Consider the following 21,914-nt stretch of genomic DNA (forward strand, 5'->3'; position numbering starts at 1 on the left):
CCCACCGCAAGCAGCCAAGACGGTGGAGATTCGTTGTTTCCAGACCTGCCAGAACCACAAATGGTCAGGCACCATCTATGTTCTGGCAATAGAACCGCTTGAAGCTGTACGGGCATGTATTCGTCTCGCAACTGACAACACTACATAATAAATGAGCAAAATAGCAGCCAATACCACAACAAAGGTGAAGCCATTATAAACAAGAGGGATATAGTCATGTGTGCTTTGGGATACGCTGTCCAAAATGGCTCGCACCACCACAATAGCCAGTGGAGTAAGCACTATATAAGCAACGATCAGAACCCATACATATATATTTAATAGCATTTTTCCAATTTCACGTTGTTTGTATCCTAGCATATGGAGCAGCGCCATATTTCTTTTGTTCTCTTCCACAGTAATCAACGTAATCAGCCAAATCATAATGACGGCAATAACACCGCCAAGTATTTGATTAATGACAGCACTCAGCTGCGAGGATGAGGCCTGCGCCTTCATCTGCTCGCGTAAATTCTCCACAGTCACAATATGAAAGCCTTCTGATTGACGCTGCCCAGACTCGACTGTATTGGTGAACACACCATTATAAATATCCCGTGAGATGCCAAGTTCATCAGCAAGCTTCGATTTGTTCATATAAATAATAGCTGGATTCCCATTGCCGCTTAGGCCTGTAATCTGAATGTTGATTTTTTTATTGCCGAGGTGAAGCTGCAGGGTATCCCCTACACGTATCCCAAGCAGCTCCGCTTTAGCGGTTGTCATAATGATTCCATCGCTCAACTTGGCATTTAACTCTTTCCCTGCCACATCTGTCAGGGCCAACCATGTTTCATTTCCGTCAAATGCAAGTACATTCATTTTGGTATCTTTCAGCACACCGCTGCTATCAGTCCAAAACAGCCGTTTATCTCTCAGTAAATAATAAGGATTGCGCTGCTCATGAGAGGAAGACAACCCTGGCTTATCATATTGAACATCATATCGGTAATGGATTCCTTGCATTCGATGTTCTACCGCATTCGTACTGGATTGATTCAGAGACAAACCCATAATAAATAAAATAGAGGATAGGCAAACGGTTATACCAATGAGCAAGATCATTTTTAGGCTTCTTGCCGACATTTGTAGTTTGACACGTTGGATAAACGGCAGTCTCACTGTAGCACGGCTAACCCACTTCGTCAGAACATTGACATGTTCATTCTTTTGGCGGGCAAAAAGCAGTGCAGCCACATCTTGCTGCATAAATCGATGCAGCATCCAGAAAGCCGCTCCATTAAAGACAATCACAATCGAGCCACTGCCTATTAACAAAGAGTCAACGCCGATCAATTTGGGATATGAAGGCAGCACGTATTGAGATTGGAACTGTTGAATGAGCAGATCAGCAGCAAAATAAGCCAGGCTCAGGCCCACTAACACACCTAAGAAACTGAACAACAGATTATTCAACATGTACATCCCCATCAGCTTGGCGCGTGAATATCCCATCGCGATGAGGCAGCCCCAAGACTGCTGCTGCAGCCGCAAGCGGCGATTAAGGAACATGAGGAATACTCCGGTACAAAGCAGCGTCAGTGTTAGTAGGAAGATGTTGGACATACCCGAGTTAGATATAACAGCCTGGATAAGCTCTACGGCTTCTGCGTGTTCTGCAATCGGCAGAAAAGAGGCAAAGAGCGCATCATTTGCCATTTGGTGTACCCTATCTTCATGCTGTTCGCCGTCTCGGAAGCGTCCAGCATAATAAGAGCCTTCATCACCCGTCATACTTTCGTATTGGCTAGAGCTCACAAAGATAGGCAAAAAATAATCTTGATCCACTGCATACTGACGTATATGATCTGGCGAACTTACCTTACCTACAATGTGATAGGTATGCCCTCCAATGGACAAGGATTCGCCTGTCGCCAACTTTCTCTGTCCCAATGTCGTTGCTATAATAGCAATTTCACCATTTCGCGCTGGCAATCTGCCTTCTATGACCTGAACCTGGTTAATAGCTCGACTGTCCGCATCCGTTAGCCACCGATAACGAAAGCCATTCTCTTCAGCCTGTTTGAAACGAATCTTCTCAAATTCAAATGAATATTGCTTGCTTAATTCGGATACTAGCACCGCTGCCTCATTGTCTAATCTCAGGTTGTGAATTTGGAGTAGATTGTCAAAACCGTACTGTTCAAGCTCTTGCTCGGGAATCGCTGCTTGATTAAGGATTTGCCGCTGCTGATCATCATTCAAGCCAACGGATAAATTCGGGTGAAAAGAAAAATGCTCCTGATGTTGTGTTTCTGCAAATCGTTTGTATTCCGCACTTATTCCATCAGAAGCATATCTAATGAAAAAAAAGATAAAGGATGTAACTGCAATAAGGAGCAGCACCAGTCCGATTTGCACACGATTCTTTCTCATGTCACGCCATATAAATGTCAGTACATGCTTCATTACAACACATCCTTTATCGCCAACGTTATCCCCAGCTAATCTCTTCGGCTTGAAGCGGGTGATCATTAATTACTTGTTCAACCAATTTTCCACTATTCATCTTTATAATGTGACGGGCCATTTTGGAAATTCCAGCATGATGGGTGACAAATACAATGGTAAGACCATATTTCTGTTGGAGGCTTTGCAAACAAGCTAATACTTGCTTTGCGTTCTTTTCATCCAGCGCGCCTGTTGCCTCGTCGCAAAACAACAAGGCTGGCTTTTTGATCAACGCTCTGGCGATCGCCACTCGCTGCTGCTGCCCTCCGGACAACTCATATGGAAATCGTGCTCTTAAATGATCAATATTCAGCTCCGTTGTAATTTCTTTAACATCCAGGCTGTCCTCATTAAGATACTTTCCGATTTCAATATTTTCTTGAACCGTCAAATTGGGAATCAAATGATACTGCTGAAAAATATAACCGGTATACTTACGGCGGAATTCGAGCAATTGTTTGTCATTGTAGCCTGTTAAAAGATCTGTCCCAAAATAAATCTCGCCTTGATCTGGCCGCTCCAAACCAGATATCACATGAAGCAATGTGGACTTTCCCGAGCCGCTTGGACCAAGCAGCACGACAAAATCATTTTTTTTGATTTGAAGTGTAACCTGATTTAATGCATATATTTGACTCTCTTTCTCGCCATAAACTTTGCTGACATCGTTGATCGTGATCAAATTCATGCGGTCACCTCCCATCAAAACCCTCCATCACTACTTGCTCTGTCTTTTTCCTGCTGTCAGTCATATGGAGGACAGCAAGCAATACGCTCGTTAACACCAACAAACCACTGACGATGTAGTAGATTGCAAATACCCCGTACAAATCAATCAGCACGCCCCCCATCAAAGGACCAACAATCGTAGCAAAAGTGCTAAGGCTCCCAATAACACCAAAGACACGGCTTGTATAAGACTCAGGCGTCAGCTTCTGCGCCATGACTTGAAATGGAACAAACACAAGTGCTGCGAAGCACCCGCCCACCAAACCAAATGCCGGATACCATAACCACTGCCCAATCAATTGCAGCTTGGTGAACAACGTGATACAAAAAAAGGCTCCTCCCGTACCTAAACAGCCTAATGACATGTATAGAATGGCACCCTTAATCTTGGCCTTTGACAGCATGGCTGCCACCGCTAAAGTCCCCAATCCGATAGCCCCCATCACAACACCAAACAGTGACATCGATACTCCTGATAATTGACGCATCAATACAACCAGTTGGGTATCGGTTAAGGTCAGAACGAGCATTGCAATACTAAAGGCGATAGCCCCATACATCAAGGCAGGTGTTTTCCGAATAAAGGACAACCCATTTTTAAAGAGCAGCAGGAAGGATTCGTCCTTCTTATCTTGACTCGTTTCTACCGGTACAGTCCGCTTTGACAGTCCCATCAGGAACATGGCTGAAATGAGGAAGGAAGCAGCGTCTAGATAAAACGCTAGTTGAATGCTTGTGGCTGCTACCAGCACACCCCCAACAGCAGGACCCACAATTTTGGAGCCATAATCAATAATGGTCGATATACTGACGATTTGATCCATTTGTTCATTAGGGACGTACTCCTTTAACTTCCCGTTTTTGGCGGGTGTGAACAGCGATTCAAACACACCTTTTAAAAACAACAGGACATAAATCAGCCAGGCTTCATTCGTAACAGCAACAGCTAACATAAGCACAAAACGGGCCAGATCCGATAAAATCATTATTTTTTTACGATCAAACTTGTCGGCCAATACCCCCGTTAATGGACCAAAGATCACAAATGGGAGCCCTAGAGCCAGCGTAATATAAGCCATTTCCATCGGGGAGGCTTCTTTCTGAATCCCGAATAACGCTAGAATAGCCAACAGGAAAATACCGTCCCCTATAGCTGAAAATAATTGAGCAGACAATAAATATACAACATTCTTATTCGCCAACAAGCCTTGTGGTTTCGCTGTTTCCACGCTGTTCCCTTCTCTCTTTCACTTTAATTCTCGGAACTTAAAGAATGAGATGCGGATTGCCCCTTTGTGCGTTTAAAGTGGATCAACAAGTAAACCACACTACATATCAGACCAAAACTAAGCATACACAATCCTGAAATATAGTAGGTGTTCACTACTCCGATCCAGGCTACGCCGTACCCGCCAAAGAGCGGGCCCAAAATGTAGGTCACCGCCATGACCGCACCAAATATAATGGTCATCTTTCCTGCTGGTTCATTGCGCATCAGCTTATTCAGATAAAGCGAGAAACCAATCTGCCAGCACACGCCGCCAGCAAAAAACAGTACGAGAAACCACAATACATTCACTTGAAGATGCATACACCAGGTTACAATCAAAAATACAGCAGACAATCCGAGGGAAGAAAAGGTAAGTGCCTTAAATGGGGTCTTGGTGTCGGGGGATTCCAACCCTGTACGAACGAGCAAAGTTCCTAAACCCGCTGCAGCCATTACAAATGCGACCATACTGGCATCATTCCAAGCGAAAATATCTCGAAACAGAACAACGAGCTGTGAGTCGCCAACGGTCACAAAAAAGGACATTGAAGCCAGAATGATTAGTCCCAGGATGAGGTAGATTCTTGCATCCCAATCTGCTGGTGCTGCAGCTGGCTGTTCTACATCAAGCTGCTTGCCGTCATCTTCCTTCACTTGCGGCACTTGCAAATGTCTCGCAGAGCCATAACGTATGAGTAGATATACAACAGGAGCAGCTGCAGCGGTATAAACGGCCGCTGCTAGCCACAACGCCGCTTGTGGGGGCCATATCATAACACAGACTCCGGCAGCTAGAGGCCCTGCAAATTTGATGATAGCCGCCAGCCGTTCAAATTGACTGTCAACAGCAGCATATTGAATGGGGTCCCCCATCTGCTTCCATATGCCCGTCTGACCATTTATAAATAGTCCAATTAATCCACCTTTGAGGATAATGAGTAAAATAGCAATCGTAAAAGACTGATTTAGCAATTGAAAAACCATAATAATACCACTGGTCATCGCTGCTATTATCATTACAAGTTCATAATACTTATGATGAAGTCCGTTCCCCAAAACAGATGCCAGAGCCATTGAACCTGAGAAACTCATCACCAATACACCTAGCTGGATGGGTGTTGACGTGTTGTGAAAGCCCCAATAATTCAACATCGAGACAAGATCAACCCAAACCGCTACATTATAGACAACTGCTGCGTATAGGACGATACGAATTATCGTGAATCGCTCGTTCTGCATTCCCATGAGGAATCACTCCTCCTCATGGGGCTTGATGCCGCAAACAGCCATCATTATCAGCAGGGCAAAAGGATGAGGTGTAGCCAAAAACGCAGCTACTCCCCGCTCCACTGCCGCGACCTCTTCTTCAGTCACAAAACCATTGTCAACCATAGTTCTCATCTCGTCCGGATCTACCTGCGGCAAGAAGGAACGGATTCCAATCTCATCACTGTGGGCAGCCAGCAGCTTCAAATCCAACTGATCGTATCCGTTAGTCTGCAATATATGCCACAACTGGCGGCCAATAAATCGGTTTCCTCCTTGCGAGGATTGTTCTTTGGCATGCTGATTTAATATATATTGAAGTTCTGGGATCAGAGGATCGATAATCCCCCAAATCGCGTCGTCCACATCCAAAATAATCAACTTTCCCCCAGGCTTAAGCAGATCATAAATATGACGAGCGGCCAAATCAGGATTAGGCAAATGTTGAAACACAAGCCTTGCGATTACCGTATCAAATTGGCCATGCTCTAGACGAGAATCCAAAATATCCTCCTGCAGCACATGCACACGCTCGTTCCATACCGGGATTAAATGCTGTTGAGCATATTCGACATAATAAGGTTCAATCTCGATCGACGTAATTTTGCTGGCAGGATATTTGCGCAAGAGCCGCTCCGTTATATAACCAGGACCGCTTCCCACTTCCAAAATAGAGTCCCCGTCTTTAACACCAAACTGTTCCAACAGCTGTTCTTCCTTTGACCAGCTAATTTCCATTTGCCCCTTCATACGGTCTATTAAACGTTTCATTTTCCATTCATCCATCATCAGCTTGCTCATTTGCTTTCACCTCATTAGCGAATTATGGGTTCAAAATAACCACTAGCAATAAAATAGTTGATATAGGACGTTAACCGATCTGTATCGATTAACGGACAAGTCATATTGCTTGTACTGATGTAAGCGAATGCACGGCTTGCGCTAAATACAGGGGCTTCTCCCCCGATCATGGAAAGCTCTTCAATAAATGGAATCAGGGAGATATCGACTGAATGGGCTTTATCCGTCTCCAATATTTGTTCTACCTGGAGCTTCCAGTCCTCCCAAGGCAATTGTTCAAATTTGTAGCCCATATTCGTTAAAATTAGTATGATATCTCGGAAAGAACACTCGTGATCATTCATGATGTGGTAGGTATGATTCGTATTAAGAGGATTCGATGCAAGCTGGACAATGAGGCTGCCGGCAAAATCAGCCGGAATCAAATTAAAGCGGAAATTAATCTTGGGAAACGCACCAAGCTGCAAGCAAAAACGGATGATCTTCCAAAAGAAATCGTGATCCTGGCATGCTCCCGTGCGGCTGTCTCCAGAGATTCTACCTAGTCGATATATGTTGACAGGAATACCTCTTCTCCTGCCTTCCATCATCAGACCTTCTGCCACCCATTTGCTTTGTGTGTAACCTAATTTTAAAGCGTCATAGCAGGTGGGAACATCCTCCTCGAGAATGATTTTCTTGTGTTGAGCATCCTTTTCTGAAAAAACATATAAGGTTGAAATAAAATGTACCGGCTTGATGTTGTATGTTGATGCCAACTGTAAAACAGAAGCACTTCCTTTAACATTGGCACCTTCAAGCGACATATAAGACTGCGCAAAATTGACGGTAGCCCCATTGTGGTAAATCGAAGTGATGCGTCTCGTTAAATCATCATAACTTTCATCATCAAGTCCGAATTGGTCAGCGGCCAAATCTCCTATCACCACCTTTATTCGGCAGCTATACTCTTCGTTCCATAAGGAGTATTTTTTCATACCGCTTATGATTCGTTCTAATCCCAACTCGTTAGTAACGGCGCGTACCAGACAATAAACGTCTGTGTTCGACTCTTGCAGCAGTTCATGCAGCAAAAATACGCCGAAAAATCCTGTTGCTCCCGTCAGCAGAATAGCTGGTTTGCCGTTTGTCTGCACTGCCAACGACATGCCTCTCGTCTGAATATCGGGGGCCAAATGTACTTTACTGGCTAAATTTAATTGTACATGAACCGTTCCTTGCGGACCTGCGCTGTCGATCTGCTGCGCAATGCTTCTTATCGTTGGATTCAGCATCAATTGCATCAGCGGAATTTGCACCTGAAACTGTTTTTTGATTTGAAACATCATTTGACTCACTAAGAGCGAATGCCCTCCAATTTCAAAAAAGTTATCCTCCAATTCTACATGATCAACATCCAGCAAACTTTGCCACATGCCTCGCAGCGCCAGCTCTGTCTCTGTTAATGACGAATGCGCTTCCGGACTTATGTCCGCCTGTAGTCTGGACGGTTTTAATTCTCGTAATTTGCTGCGTTCAATTTTGCCATTTGAAGTCAGAGGAAACTGTTCCAGCACCACAAACTGTGCAGGCATCATATAGTCAGGCAGTTGATTCCGAACTGCTGCTTGAATGTCTGCAATCAGCTTGTTCTCGATCTCATGTTGCATCGGAATACTCGACATACTCGACCATTGTTTGGACGCCGCTCCCCCTTGCGAATACAAAAAGGGTGTAATTTTCTTGGTGTGGCGAGGTGCGAAGAGCACATCCACACCGCCTGTATGCACCGCATCGGACAGCAGCACTTCAACTTGATGACTCTCTCCCCCCCACTGAAGCATAACGGCAGGATCAATACCCAACTGCAGCTCGCTTGTTTGCTGCCTGTACGTATAATAATCCTGAATGAGCGCCTTTGATGCTGCCTGTTTACGCCATTGTAGAAAGTTCCACTCCTCTGCCACACGGCCGTTAGGCACACCTGTGACAATAAAGCAAGTATTCTGGTGCTGCATGCAGAACTCGCCAGATTGCAGCCCTGCTCCAATTTCAGCGTTCCAAATATAATGGGCAGTCGGCTCCCATATTTCCTGGCCATCCCCCAGATGAAGAACAGCATCATAGCGGAATTTGCTCATTTCATTTTGATATTTCCCTTGTTTATAGAGCATCTCTATCGCATATACGCTCGAGTTATGCTGCTTCAGCTCTATAAAATAACTGCTGTCGAGCATCAGCTCCGCATGCTGCTTCATTTTACGCTGCACCATCCGATTGAACTCAAGCATAGGCGTCTTCTCATCAATCCCTTGCATTACAACAGAGCAATGGAATGCCTCCCTGAACATAAACCCGCATATATCGCCTATAAAAATGCAGCCCCCCGGCTTTACGCGGCCCACACATTGCTGCAGTACCGTATCCAAATAAGAAAGATCCGGGAAATACTGTACTACTGAGTTAATGACAATCATATCTACCTGTTCCAAATCCGGTAGCTCATGAGCGTTACATTTAAATAGTCTCACTCTATCGCTAGCATCCCCAAGAATATGCAGCTGACTGCTTACATAGTCGATGGCCTTCTCGGATAAATCGGTACCGATGTATGCTTCACAGTAAGGCGCAATACGAAATAACAGCAGTCCTGTGCCACAGCCAATCTCCAATACTCGTCTTGGTTTGTATTTTAATATCCTTTTGACAGTTTCCTCCGTCCACTCCTCCATCTCCACTTCAGGGATCGGCAGACCTTGAAAGGAATCATTCCAGCCCACGATATGAAAAGTCTTATTGTTATGCTCATTCTCTTTCATATAATAGCTGTCAAATACGGTTTCCCATCGATCCACAAGCTCTTGTGTCAGCTGCGGCCATACGTCCAAGGTGTGCAGTTGATGCTTGTTGGGAATCAAATAACAAATGATTTTGGCATCTCCCTGCTCATTGTGATCTACTACGGCTACATTCTGTGAGACCAGCTTATGCGCGCCCACCACAGCCTCCACTTCACCCAGCTCAATGCGATAGCCACGTATCTTGACTTGTTCATCCCGCCTGCCCCAATACTCCAGTTCTCCTTCTGTCGTCCATCTGGCCAAGTCACCAGAACGATACAGCCGCTGCACTTTGCCAATATCCGCTCCAAATGGATTAACTATGAATCGTTCGTTGTTTAACTCCTCCCGTTTCCAATATCCCCGTGCGACTCCTCTACCGCCAATATACATCTCACCTATCAAGCCCACTGGAACAGGGTCTTGATTGTCATCCAAAATGTAAATTTCCATATCCGGCAGCGGTACGCCTATTACACTTCCTAACTTCTGCTTCAAGTCCAGCATGGATAAAGGACGATAGGTGGCATGTACAGTAATCTCCGTAATGCCATACATATTAATGAGCTGTGGACAAGCATCGCCATGCGCCTCAAACCATGGTCGGAGAGATTGCAGTTCAAGGGCCTCGCCGCCAAAAATAATATAACGTAATGCCAGATTGGGATTTTCCACCCTGCCCAAATGCTGTTCGGCATGTATTAATTGTTTGAAGGCAGATGGCGTCTGATTCAGTATTGTGACTCGCTCACGCACAAGCAGTCGGTAAAAATCATCAAAGGAACGTGTGGTTTCAGCAGGCACAATGACTAATCGCCCCCCTTGCAGGAGCGCCCCCCATATCTCCCACACAGAGAAATCAAAAGCGTACGAATGATACAAGGTCCATACATCCTGCTCATTAAACTTGAACAAAGGTTGTGTTGTGGCAAATAATCGACTTACACTGCCATGTTCTACGAGTACTCCTTTGGGCAAACCTGTAGAACCTGATGTATAGATCATATAAGCCACATCATTCTCGTTCACTGCAAGCGATAAATTATGGCTTGCATCATCTGCTGAGCACAAGGCTTCTGGCAGCACCTCAAGCTGTTTCCAGTTCCCTGTGGGCAGCAACTCTGCAGTTGTATGATCTGACAGCAGCAGCAAGCAGTCAGCATCCTGCAGCATCCAGCGAATACGTTCGGCAGGAACAGTCGGATCGATTGGAACATAGGCACAACCCGCCTTGAGGACAGCAAGAATACTGGCAATCAAATACGGGGAGCGACTCATGCATATCGCAATAAAGCTTCCTTGGGCCGCACCCGAATCCAGCAAATAACGGGCTAATCGATTAGCGAATGCATTAAGCTCGCTGTAGGTCCAGTTCTTCTCTTGCCAGGTGAGCGCCGGATGGTCAGGGTATAGTGCTGCTATTCTTTCAAATTGACGGTGCAGACTGCTTAGTGGATATGCTGTGGGCTGCTGCGCTTGTGATTGAAGCAGCAGGCTCCTCCTGTCTTGTTCTGCCAACAAACTTAAACGTGCAAGCGGCACCTCTGGCTGAGCCAGTGCGGACTGCATCAACTGAATAAAATGATCAGCAAAATTTTGCATCGTATTTGGGGTAAACAGATCCGTGTCATATTCAATACGACCGCTAAGCCTTCCGTCCATATCTGCCATAGACAGCAGCATATCTGATTTCGATGTGCCATTATGCAGCCTGATCATCTCCGTCTGTACATGTGGAAGCTGAAGGTTTACCGCTGGCGTATTCTGAAAAACAAACAAATTTCGCACCAACGGAATAGCCCATCCCTGACGGTCCGGCTGTAACTCTTCAATCACCCTATCAAACGGAAAATTTTGATGGTCGTATGCTTCAGTAGCGGTTTTAACGACTTGCTTTAATAAGTCTTTAGCTGTCATCTCTGGCTCTATATCCAAACGAAGCGGCAGCAAATTAACAAAATAGCCAATTATCCCTTCAATCTCGGTGTAATTGCGGTTAGCAATCGGGGTTCCGATCACGATCGTCTGTTCACGGGTATATCGGTACATCGCAGCTCCAAACATCGTAAACAATGCCATAAACAGGGTTGTATCCATTTCCGCACAAAATGCTCTCAAAGAACGGGTCAGCTCAGCCGGGAGGTCAAATACTATTTCTCCACCACGGTTTCTGCTCGCACCCGCGCTTTTGCGATCCGGCAGCAGGGCCACACTCGGACATTGAGCCAATTTCTTGGTCCAGTAGTTCAAATGTTTGTTCATTTTGCCTGCGCCCAACTGTTCATTCTGCCAATAGGCATAATCACTATACTGTGTTGTTAACGGTGCTAGTCTTGGTATTTCACCGCCAGCAGAAGCCGTATAGCTTGCAACCCACTCTTTTACAAGTATCCCCATAGACCAGCCGTCAGAAATAATATGATGCATACACAACGCAAGTATATATTCCTGTGGGTGGAGACAAATGAGCCGTACTCGCAATAACGGGTCAACCGCCAATTCAAAAGGGTCTGTAATCATCGTTTCAAGCAGTTGATCTGCCTGCTCCATCGCTTCTACTATGGGCAATCCAGTTAAATCTTCAAGAGAAAAAGCGAAATATTCAGCCGTTCTTAAAACGATGCGTGGACTCCCATCTTGATTAGTAAAGTTAATTCTCAAGGATTCGTGACGCTCCATCACAAACTGGAAAGCATTATAAACGGCTTGTGTATCTATCTCTCCTGAGAGCCGAACAGCAAAGTACATATTATAGGCAGACTTGTCTGCCAGCAATTGATCCAAAAACCATAATCTGCGCTGGGCGGGTGAAAGCAGGATATCTGCTTCCTTGGGCCTCGATTCAATCGTAAGACGCTGCAGCTTGCTCCCCTGTTTCCACTGTTCTAGCAGTTGGCGCTGCTGGTCAGTCAATCCCGAACGCCTTGCTTCCAATTCGTTCCTATTTGTCATCGTTATCACCGTTCCGCTGAAATATTGTTTATTGGCAGGTGCGCTCCAAATGCTCAATCATTTGCAGTTCGATTTGCCCTGCTATCTCTTCAATGGTTGGATACACAAATACACGTTCAAATTGGATTTCAATATGAGGCAGCAGATTGCGCAATCGGGAAATCAGCTGAGTGGCTAACAAGGAGTGACCTCCCAATTCAAAGAAATTGTCCTTGATGCCGATTGGGCTGAAGCCCAGCACCTGCTCCCATATCTCTACTAAATGGGCCTGCAAATCGTCTTGAGGCGGGACATACGCCGCTGACAGATGTGTCCGCTCTGATATTGCATCATCTACAGGCTGATCAACAGCTGAACTGGATTGAGCAGGATGATTTCCCTCCCTTAAGCGCTCATATCTGTCATTGATCCAACAAGAAAACTGCTCGAATGCATATGTAGGCAGGGCTGCTTTCCTTGGCTTGTCGCCATACAGTTTCTCCCACTGAATCTCGGCTCCGAGAAGCCAGCACATGGATAACCCTGTTAAGAGGGTGCCTAGGTCAGTTTCTTCTTCTGTAGGGTGTCTCATCATCTGAACTACATTACCCTTGATTTCAACGTTTTTGTGTTGACTGAGCAACTGGCTTAACACCTTGCCCGGTCCCACCTCCAGCCAGATGACAGGCTCCTTGGTCTTTGCCAATGCTAATATCCCCTCACTAAATTTGACGGGACTGCTCATATGGCTGGACCAATAGTGGATATCCTTGGCCTGCTCACTTGTGACGTAGTTTCCTGTCACATTCGAAACATACGGAATAGTCGGTGCTTGCAGGTTGTATTTGCTCAACTCGATCTCTAGTTGACTGGCAGCCTGCGTCATTATTAACGGGCTGTGGAAAGCATGGGCAGCAGACAGTTTCGCATATCCAATATTGGCAGCATCTAGCTTGCTCATCAGGCGTGACATCACTTCTGCTTCCCCTGCAAACGTGCATGATTCAGGGCTGTTGCTGGCAGACAAGTGCATCCCAGCATCTATATAACTGCTGACTTGATCAAAAGAAGCAGCAACAGCTATCATGGCTCCAGGGGGACTTTGCTGCATCATGACACCTCTCTTGACGACTATAGCCAGTGCATCTTCAAGCGTCATCACACCTGCAATACATGCAGCGACATATTCCCCAAGTCCGTGCCCGATCATGGCGTGTGGCTCCAGCCCCCATTCCATTAGGCAGCGCGCCAATGCATATTCAAATACAAATACAAGCGGCTGAATAACGGCTGTCTGTTCTAAAACTGACCCTTGCTCTCTCGCTGAACCGCTTAATAGCCCTTTCCAGTCGGAGAAACCGTCTGTACTGTGCCTTTGTAAGATTGCGATGCACTGATCGGTCCAATATTGGAACAACGGATAAGTATCATATAAACCAGCTGCCATCTCTGGATAGTGACTACCTGGACCCGGGAACATCATGACAACTTTAGGTTGCGGTTGCTTGCATACAGCTCTGCTGCTCCATTTCAGGCTTCCATCAGAAGCTGTTACCGCGGCATAACGATGCGAAAACACTTTTCTGCCCAGTTGAAGCGTGTACGCGGCATCCTCTAAAGATGTGTCTGGGTGTCGTTGCAAATGGTCATGCAGGGCAACGATCATGTTATCCAAAGCGGTATGGGTACGAGCCGACAACAAGAGTGCTTGCTCTGAGCAACACCCTCTCATTACTGAAGATGCGTGAGCCTCCTCTAAAACAAGATGTGCATTGGTGCCGCCGATGCCAAATGAACTTACTCCAGCTCGTCGCGGGTAGTCCGCAGGAGCCTCCCAATCCTGTAAAACGGTATTCACATAGAACGGACTTTCGATGAATGGAATGACAGGACTTGGTGTATTAAAGTGCAAGCTTGGCGGAAGCTGCTTGTAATATAGCATTAACGCCGTTTTAATAAGCCCAGCAATACCTGAAGCTGCATTCAAGTGCCCCATGTTGGTTTTCACAGATCCAATGGCACAGTACTGCCTGAGACCGGCCACATCCCCAAATGCTTCCTGCAGCGCTGCTATCTCGATCGGATCGCCCAATGCTGTTCCTGTACCATGCGCCTCCAAGTAACCAATGGATCTGGCATCGATGTCCGCCATCATTAACGCCTCTGCAATTACTCTTCGCTGCCCTTCAATGCTTGGAGCAGTATATCCAACCTTTGTAGCTCCATCATTATTAACAGCACTGCCCTTAATCAACGCATAAATATGATCGTTGTCAGCCAGAGCATCCTCAAGGCGCTTCAAGGCAATCATGCCTGAGCCACTACCAAATATCGTTCCGTTAGCCTCTGCATCAAACGCTCTACAATGCCCATCGGGAGAAAAAATCCCCCCTTCTTGATACTTATACCCCTCAATGGCAGGTATACGAAGGGAAGCCCCACCCGCCAACGCCATATCGGACTGATACATCAATAAGCTCTGACAAGCATAATGCACAGCAACCAATGAAGTGGAACAAGCAGTCTGGACGGTGACGCTTGTTCCACGCAAATTCAGCTTGTAAGAGATTCTTGTACTTAAATAGTCATTACTGTTCGTCTGCAGCACCATCTGCAGTTCTTCTTCAGAAAATTCCGCTCTGCGCGCCAATATTTCGTTTACTAAATAATTGTTAAACCCACATCCTGCAAATACACTAATTAATCCTTCATAGGTGTCAGCAACACAGCCAGCATCCTCCAACGCTTCCCACGCACACATTAACAACATGCGATGCTGTGGGTCCAGCAATTCAGCCTCACGCTTGTTCATTCCAAAAAACGGGTAATCAAATTTGTCGATATCCTTCATTAACGGGGCGGCTTTTACATAACGAGGATGAAGTAGCGTTTCTTCGTTAACCCCCGCCTGTCTAAGACACTCCTCCGTTAACAAAGTGATGGTTTCTTTACCCGCCTTCAAATTGCTCCAATACTCTTCGATATGATTGGCACCAGGAAATCTCCCGCTCATGCCAATAATCGCAACTGTGTTCTCCGTCGAGTTTGTTGTCACTGCCGCACGCCCTTTCGCCGTGATTTTTGCGCCTGCTGCGCGGCGCGCTGCTTGCTTGCCCGGTGCTGGCTTGCCTCATCACGATCATGACGGCGATTGGCCGTGGCATCCCGTCCCTCTAAATAACATGCCAACAATGAAATGGTTGGATATTTGAACAAGTCAACCACCTGAATTTCACGCATCAGCACTTCTTCCAAATGCTGATGTACGCGCAGCAATAGTAAAGAATGTCCGCCTGCTTCAAAGAAATTATCATGTATGCCAATCTCCTTGATATGCAAATGATGTCGCCATACCTCTGCAATCGTTTGTTGAAGCGGCGTTGCAGGCGGGACCATTTCGGACGTGCACCCCCTGTCGATAAACATATCTGGTTCAGGCAGTTGTTCTATAGCAATCTTGCCGTTATGTGTTAATGGAATATGCGGGACTTCTACGACTGCTGCCGGCAGCATGTACTCAGGCAGTTTGTCGCGTAAATAAAGTTGGAGAGCTGCTGGCTCTAATGGCTTGTCCGCTGAAACCACGTATGCCACAATCCGATCACCAGCATGAGCTTGGCAAATAATGCAGCAATCATGGACAGACGGGTGCTGCATTACAACCTGCTGAATTTCACGCAATTGAATACGGTAGCCACGAATCTTGACCCTGTCGCCTTGTCTGCCTATAAATTCAATATTGCCGTCAGGCCTATATCTGCCAAGGTCGCCCGTCCGATAAATTCTGTCATGTGCCGTTGATCCATTAGGGTCTGCTATAAAAGGGGAACTGCGATCCACTTCGGATTGAACATAACCAGAAGCCAGATAAGGCGATCGAATACAGATTTCTCCTGTCTCTCCAATCCCACTTATCAACAAATCTGAATCCGCAATCAAAAGCTGCACTCCTTCGCGGCCTTTGCCAATGGGAATGTTCGGACCGAGAGAGTCTGTTATCGCATAAATTCCCATGATTTGAGGCGTTTCCGTTGCGCCGTAGCAATTATAGCAGCGAACGTGAGGAGCGATCGTACGGATATGCTCGACCTGAGAAGGCAACAACGTATCTCCACCCAAGAAGGCGTAACGCCAGTCGCTTATAACTTTGCCACGCTTACTGCCCCCTGCCATGACCATCGCCATCGCTGGAGTCAGATGGGTGACGGTAATTTGCTGCTCCACCATCCAGCCATTCAAGTAATCTTTGTCCAGTAAGTTGCTGCTATCCGGGATACAAATGGTGGCGCCTATAGATAAAGGCACAAAAATATCACGCAGCAACGGGTCATGCCCCAGTCCAGAAAACATACTAAAGCGATCTTGTGCCTGTAATTCAAATTCGTTTACGTACCAACGTATAAAGCTGGCAATGGGTTCGTGAGTGCAGGAAATACCTTTAGGTGCAGCTGTAGTGCCCGAAGTAAACAACATATAAGCCGGATCATGCAATGTATGTTCCTTGCGCCGCAATAAAACAGCCGTCTGCTCGGCGTCACTGAACCGCTTATACTCATGTTCCGTCACCACAAAGGACACTAATCCAGACAGTTCCTCGAAAAGTGTATGCCTGGTTTGGCGAACGGAGCGAGGCAGCACAATCCCCCTTGCTCCTGACACCTTTACCATCTCTGCCACACGAGCACTTGGCTGTGCGGGATCAATGACCACAAAGGCCGAACCACTTTTGAGCACAGCCAGCATCGCGATAATTAAAAAGGCACTGCGTTCACCATAAATGGCAATCACCCCACGCTCAACCGTCCCGAATCGCATGAACTCTGCTGCCAGCTCATCACTGGAACGATCCAACTGGCGGTACGTGTACACTGTATTTTCCCAGTCAACAACAGCTGCCGCCTCTGGGTATTGAGCTGCTTGTTCTTGGAACATCACTTGAATGGGTTGGAGCAGATGATCATCTGGATGTCTGAGCGGCAATGAAGGGTCTGGCAAAACTTTTGCAGCGTGCTCCGTAAGCAGAGAGTATGACCGAAGGGGAGCATTCGGCTGCTTTACAATTTGGCTGCACAAACTTTGGAATTGGCTCAACAGCTCAAGCGCACGTTCTTGGCTGAACAGTCCTGTCGCATACACGAGTTCCAACTGAATACCTTCCGCCTGCTCCTGTGCATATAAGGTAAGGTCGCATTTAGAATCATGTTCATCCCACTCCATAATCTGGACTGCCAATCCCTCCAGCTGTGCCGCAACCGGTGGAATGTTAAGCATGTTAAACATAACCTGAAACATTGAAGACCGGCTCAAGTCGCGATCTGGCCTTGCCATTTCCACCAGCTTTTCAATAGGTATATCCGGATGAGCGTAAGCCCCCAGCGCAGATTCACGAATCTGCAGCAGTAGCTCTGTATAAGTGAGCGGCTCAGACAGATTTGTTCGCAATAGAAGCGTGTTTACGAACAAACCTGTAACCTGCTCTAAATGCGGATGGTTGCGCCCTGCAATCGGTACACCAACCGCAATGTCAACTGTGCCACTTAACCGATGCAATAATAGATTAAAGGCAGCAAATAGAGTCATAAACAGAGTGCAGCTATGCTGTTGTCCCAAACTTTTCAACTGCTCGCTTAACAAAAGCGGCAATTGTAAGCAAACACGCTTGCCCCCGTAGCTTTGCACCAAAGTTCTGGAATAATCGCTTGGCAGCTGCAAAGGAGGAATGGGGGTTTGAAGAAGCTTCATCCAATATTTCAGCTGACTGTGGTAAGATTCACTCCCGATCCACCCCTGCTCCCAATGCGCATAATCAGAATAAGTCAACGGGAGCGGAGGCAGGTTGGTTGTGGTATGACCGACAAAATCACTATACAACTGACAAAGCTCGTTCATCATGATTCCCATCGACCAGCCGTCCGTTATGATATGATGAAGCACCATCACTAATTGGTGCTGCTGCTCACCTGTCCGAAGCAGCGTAATCCGATACAACGCTGGCTCAGACAACAAAATGGGGCGTTGGCATTCCTGCTGTATCCAAAGCTTGGCTTCTTCTTCCGAGCACTGCTTTACTTCCAACTGAAAGGCTGGCGCGGCATGGACTACTGCCACCGGACTTCCCGCTGCCATTTGAATCGACGTACGAAAAGATTCATGCCTATGAATAAGCTTTTGCAGCGACATCGTTAATGCCTCAACGTGCAGATGTCCCTTTAAGGTCATAACACCAGGCAGTAGATAAGCATTTTGTGTCTCATCCAGCTTTTGCAGGAACCACATTCTTTGCTGTGCACTTGTTAAGGGAACTGTAAAATTTGCGGATTGCTGCAGCGGAACGATCTCATTTCGACGGGGTGTATAATTCGTATGCTGCTGCAAAAGCATAATCTCTCCAGCCATATCACGCAGAACGGGCTTGGTAAATACCGTGCGAATAGGCAGCTCAACACCAAACACTTCTTGGATCTTGGCAATCAACTGTGTTGCCAATAAGGAGTGACCGCCTGATTCAAAAAAATGCGCATCCAGCGTGACTCCCTTCTTGTCTAACAGCCGCTGCCATACTTGAATTAACACCTGCTCTGTCATGGACATAGCGTGGCTATTTTCGCTCGCTTCAGACATTTCTTCCTGATGGTGCTCCAACAAAGCGAGCAATGATTTACGATCCATTTTGCCATTAGGTGTTAGAGGTACTTGTTGTACCACGACGAACCGAGAGGGAATATAAGAACTAGGAAGTCTATCCTGTAAGAAACGTTTGACCTCTAATTCGTTCCATGCTGTCTCGGGTTTCATTACGATAAAAGCGACAAGCCTGGCTTGTTCTGGAGGACTGCCCGCCATCATCACCACACTCTGTGCAATTCCCTCATACGTTATCAACTGGGCTTCAACTTCGCCCAAATGAAGTCTAACTCCCCTAACTTTTACCTGATCATCTTGTCTCCCTACAAATTGCAGACTACCGTCAAGGCCGCATCTGACGAGATCACCCGTCTTATAAAGACGTTCCGCTCCATGGTGTCCTGTACCTTGAACAGCAATAAATTTGGAAGAGGTCATGTCCGGATCATCATAATAGCCCCGCGCCAGTCCCACTCCCCCGATATACAGCTCCCCTATTCCGCCTGGCAGCGGACGCTGCATGCAGGAATTGAATACATAAACTTGTACATTAGGGATGGCATGTCCCAGATCTAATACGGGATCATCGGGCGTGCATTCTTTAACAGTGGCCCACACCGTTGCTTCTGAAGGTCCATACGCATTAAAAAACTTGCGTCCAGGCGCCCAACGGGCCACAATCTCAGGGGTGCATGCCTCTCCAGCGGAAATTATAACCTTTAAATCGGGTAAGGCCGCATCCGGAATCAACGACAGGACAGAAGGGGGAAGAACGGCATGAGAGATGCGCTGTTCGGCCAGCCAGCGAACCAGTTCTGTTCCTGACAGCAGCGTTTCCATCTCAGTCATGCACAGCGCTCCGCCACTGCGAAAGGCCATAACGAGTTCAAACACCCAGGCATCAAAACTGAATGAAGCAAATTGAAGAATGTTGCTGGCTTCGGACAGATCAAAATATTGCCGTTGAGCCTGCGCCATGTTCCAGATGCCCCGATGCTCAACCAGCACTGCCTTTGGCTGTCCAGTAGAGCCTGACGTAAAAATAACATATGCCACATCATAAACAGCTGCTTGCTCGCTGCTGAAACTTGCAGGGTCACACGAGGGATCACTTTCAGCAACATCCAGCAGTACAAGTTCTGTCTTTTCGTTGATCATCTCTAGTTCAACGGTGGATACACTGATCAGGGCGGACATGTTTACACGCTCTGCCATGTACTTTTTGCGATGCAAAGGATAGGCGGGATCAATGGGCACAAAGGCGGCTCCTAGCTTAAGTACAGCAAATACAGATACAACCATATCAAGTGACCGCTGTAGACAAATGCCTACAAAGTCCCCTTTTCTTACCCCTTTATGGAATAGCATTTGGGCGATTTGATTTGCCCGCTCATTGACCTGAGCGTAACAGAGTGTGCCTCGCTCGGACGTAACGGCAACTGCATGCGGCCGATGCACAGCCTGATATTCCAGCAGATGATGCAGGCAAATCGGAGGAATTTCAGCCTGTGCATTCTGCAATAGGCTCTGCTGATCCGCAGCGGCTGTCGCAAGTCGTATACGGCCGATTTTCTCTTCGGGATGGTTAACAACCTCCTCCAACAGCTTTGTATACAATACTGCCATGTTCTCTACAAAATCTGCAGTAAACAGACTTGCACGATATATTAAAGAGCCTTGAATAGTCGTATCTGTCTCTTCCATCATCAGAACAAGCTCATATTGAGCGTCTACTGCCTCCAAAGGCACAGATTGTAAAGTAAATGAACCCCATTCCGCTTGAGCTTTATCGTTGTTAATAAACGATGGCAAGTGCTCGCCATTGCCACGCTGAGCCCGTTCCATCACAAAAGCAACTTGAAAGATCGGTGAGACCTTTGCATCACGATCAGGAGACAATCGTTCTACCAGCAGCGGAAATGGATAGTCTCCATGCTTCATCGCTTCCAGTACCTTCTGTTTGGCGGCTGCTACCAAACTATCGAATGCAAGTTCCCCTGGGCACGAAAGGCGCACAGCAACAGGATTCACCAAATAACCGAAAATACGTTCAAAAGCAGCCTCGCTCCTGCCAGATGAAAATGTACCGACCACAATCTCTTCTTGATCGGTATACCTTTGCAAAAGCGCGGCAAATGAGGCAAGCAGCAGTGTGTTTAACGTTACTCCAAGCTCTCTGCACAATCGAATTACAGCCTGTGTCAAAGGATCGCTCAATCTAAAGGAATGACTCCCCCCTTTAGCATCGTTAGCAGCGCCTCCTGCACGATCTGTAACTAGTGAGCATACCGGCAATTCCCCTGCCAATGTCCTATGCCAATATCCTCCATCCTGCTCCGCCCGCGCACTCTTCAAATATTGATTTTGCCATTCTACAAATGAGCCATAATGCTGCTCGGCTGTCTTCTTTATCGGCATAGGCATCTCCTGATCATACATGTACACAAAGGCTTGCAGCAGCATGACCACAGACCAGGCATCCGTTATAATATGATGCAAAGACAAGAGAAGCCGAGGCTGACCGTCAGAAAGGATATACAATTTCACCCTGAACAATGGGCCCGCTTGCAATGAGAATGGTTGCCGCAAATGGCTGCGGAATAAAGCCTCCGCTTCTTCATTCCACGTGTTCAGGCGATAGGCTTCATAATCAACCTTACTACCTGCAGGCTGGGCCTGCCGCTTGATTTCGCCATTGTGCAGCACAAAAGTTGTACGCAAAGAACTATAGGTATCGTACAAACGTTGAGATGTATCATGCAGTTTCTGCTCGTCAATAGGGGAGAGGAGGTCCCATGCCGCCTGCATATGATAAGCGCAGCTGTCCGGATTAACATGCTGCTGCAACCAAAGAGCCCGCTCCCCTACTGATACTATGGAATCTCGACGCTCTGCACGCTGCTGCAAAAGCTGGCGGATCATTTCTTCTTTTTCCAGGCGAGATAAGTTAGCTTCAACATTTGTATTTTTCTTCATAATCCTAC

8 protein-coding genes are annotated in these 21,914 nt (G+C 46.7%); all 8 read right to left on the reverse strand.

What is annotated here, in order from left to right; all coding sequences use genetic code 11:
• Positions 1 to 75 precede the first annotated feature (75 nt).
• From MH117_RS13640 to MH117_RS13675, 8 genes are read right to left on the reverse strand one after another with little or no spacing between them, the layout of a single operon-like run.
• The gene (locus MH117_RS13640; RefSeq protein ID WP_239329306.1) at positions 76 to 2,448 is read right to left on the reverse strand and encodes an ABC transporter permease; all 2,373 of its coding nucleotides are present in this window, start codon (positions 2,446 to 2,448) and stop codon (positions 76 to 78) included.
• A 25-nt stretch (positions 2,449 to 2,473) separates the two neighbouring features.
• Positions 2,474 to 3,178 carry an ABC transporter ATP-binding protein gene (locus MH117_RS13645; RefSeq protein ID WP_239329307.1) on the reverse strand — a complete coding sequence of 235 codons (705 nt, stop codon included), beginning with the start codon at positions 3,176 to 3,178 and terminating at the stop codon, positions 2,474 to 2,476.
• A gap of 4 nt (positions 3,179 to 3,182) precedes the next feature.
• Positions 3,183 to 4,448: an MFS transporter gene (locus tag MH117_RS13650; protein WP_239329308.1), complete on the reverse strand. Its 1,266-nt coding sequence runs from the start codon at positions 4,446 to 4,448 to the stop codon at positions 3,183 to 3,185.
• Between the two features lie 23 nt (positions 4,449 to 4,471).
• On the reverse strand, positions 4,472 to 5,734 hold the full coding sequence (locus MH117_RS13655; protein WP_239329309.1) for an MFS transporter: 1,263 nt from the start codon (positions 5,732 to 5,734) through the stop codon (positions 4,472 to 4,474).
• 6 nt (positions 5,735 to 5,740) lie between these two features.
• On the reverse strand, positions 5,741 to 6,556 hold the full coding sequence (locus tag MH117_RS13660) for a class I SAM-dependent methyltransferase (RefSeq protein WP_239329310.1): 816 nt from the start codon (positions 6,554 to 6,556) through the stop codon (positions 5,741 to 5,743).
• A 14-nt stretch (positions 6,557 to 6,570) separates the two neighbouring features.
• Complete coding sequence (locus tag MH117_RS13665; protein ID WP_239329311.1) at positions 6,571 to 12,384, reverse strand: non-ribosomal peptide synthetase; 5,814 nt, start codon at positions 12,382 to 12,384, stop codon at positions 6,571 to 6,573.
• The gene (locus tag MH117_RS13670) at positions 12,356 to 15,361 is read right to left on the reverse strand and encodes a type I polyketide synthase (RefSeq protein ID WP_239329312.1); all 3,006 of its coding nucleotides are present in this window, start codon (positions 15,359 to 15,361) and stop codon (positions 12,356 to 12,358) included. Before MH117_RS13670 ends, MH117_RS13665 begins: the two co-directional genes overlap by 29 nt.
• Positions 15,358 to 21,906 carry a non-ribosomal peptide synthetase gene (locus MH117_RS13675; protein ID WP_239329313.1) on the reverse strand — a complete coding sequence of 2,183 codons (6,549 nt, stop codon included), beginning with the start codon at positions 21,904 to 21,906 and terminating at the stop codon, positions 15,358 to 15,360. Before MH117_RS13675 ends, MH117_RS13670 begins: the two co-directional genes overlap by 4 nt.
• Positions 21,907 to 21,914: the final 8 nt, after the last annotated feature.

The sequence above is a fragment of the Paenibacillus sp. ACRRX genome (assembly GCF_022346885.1).
Classification (GTDB): Bacteria; Bacillota; Bacilli; order Paenibacillales; family Paenibacillaceae; genus Paenibacillus_B.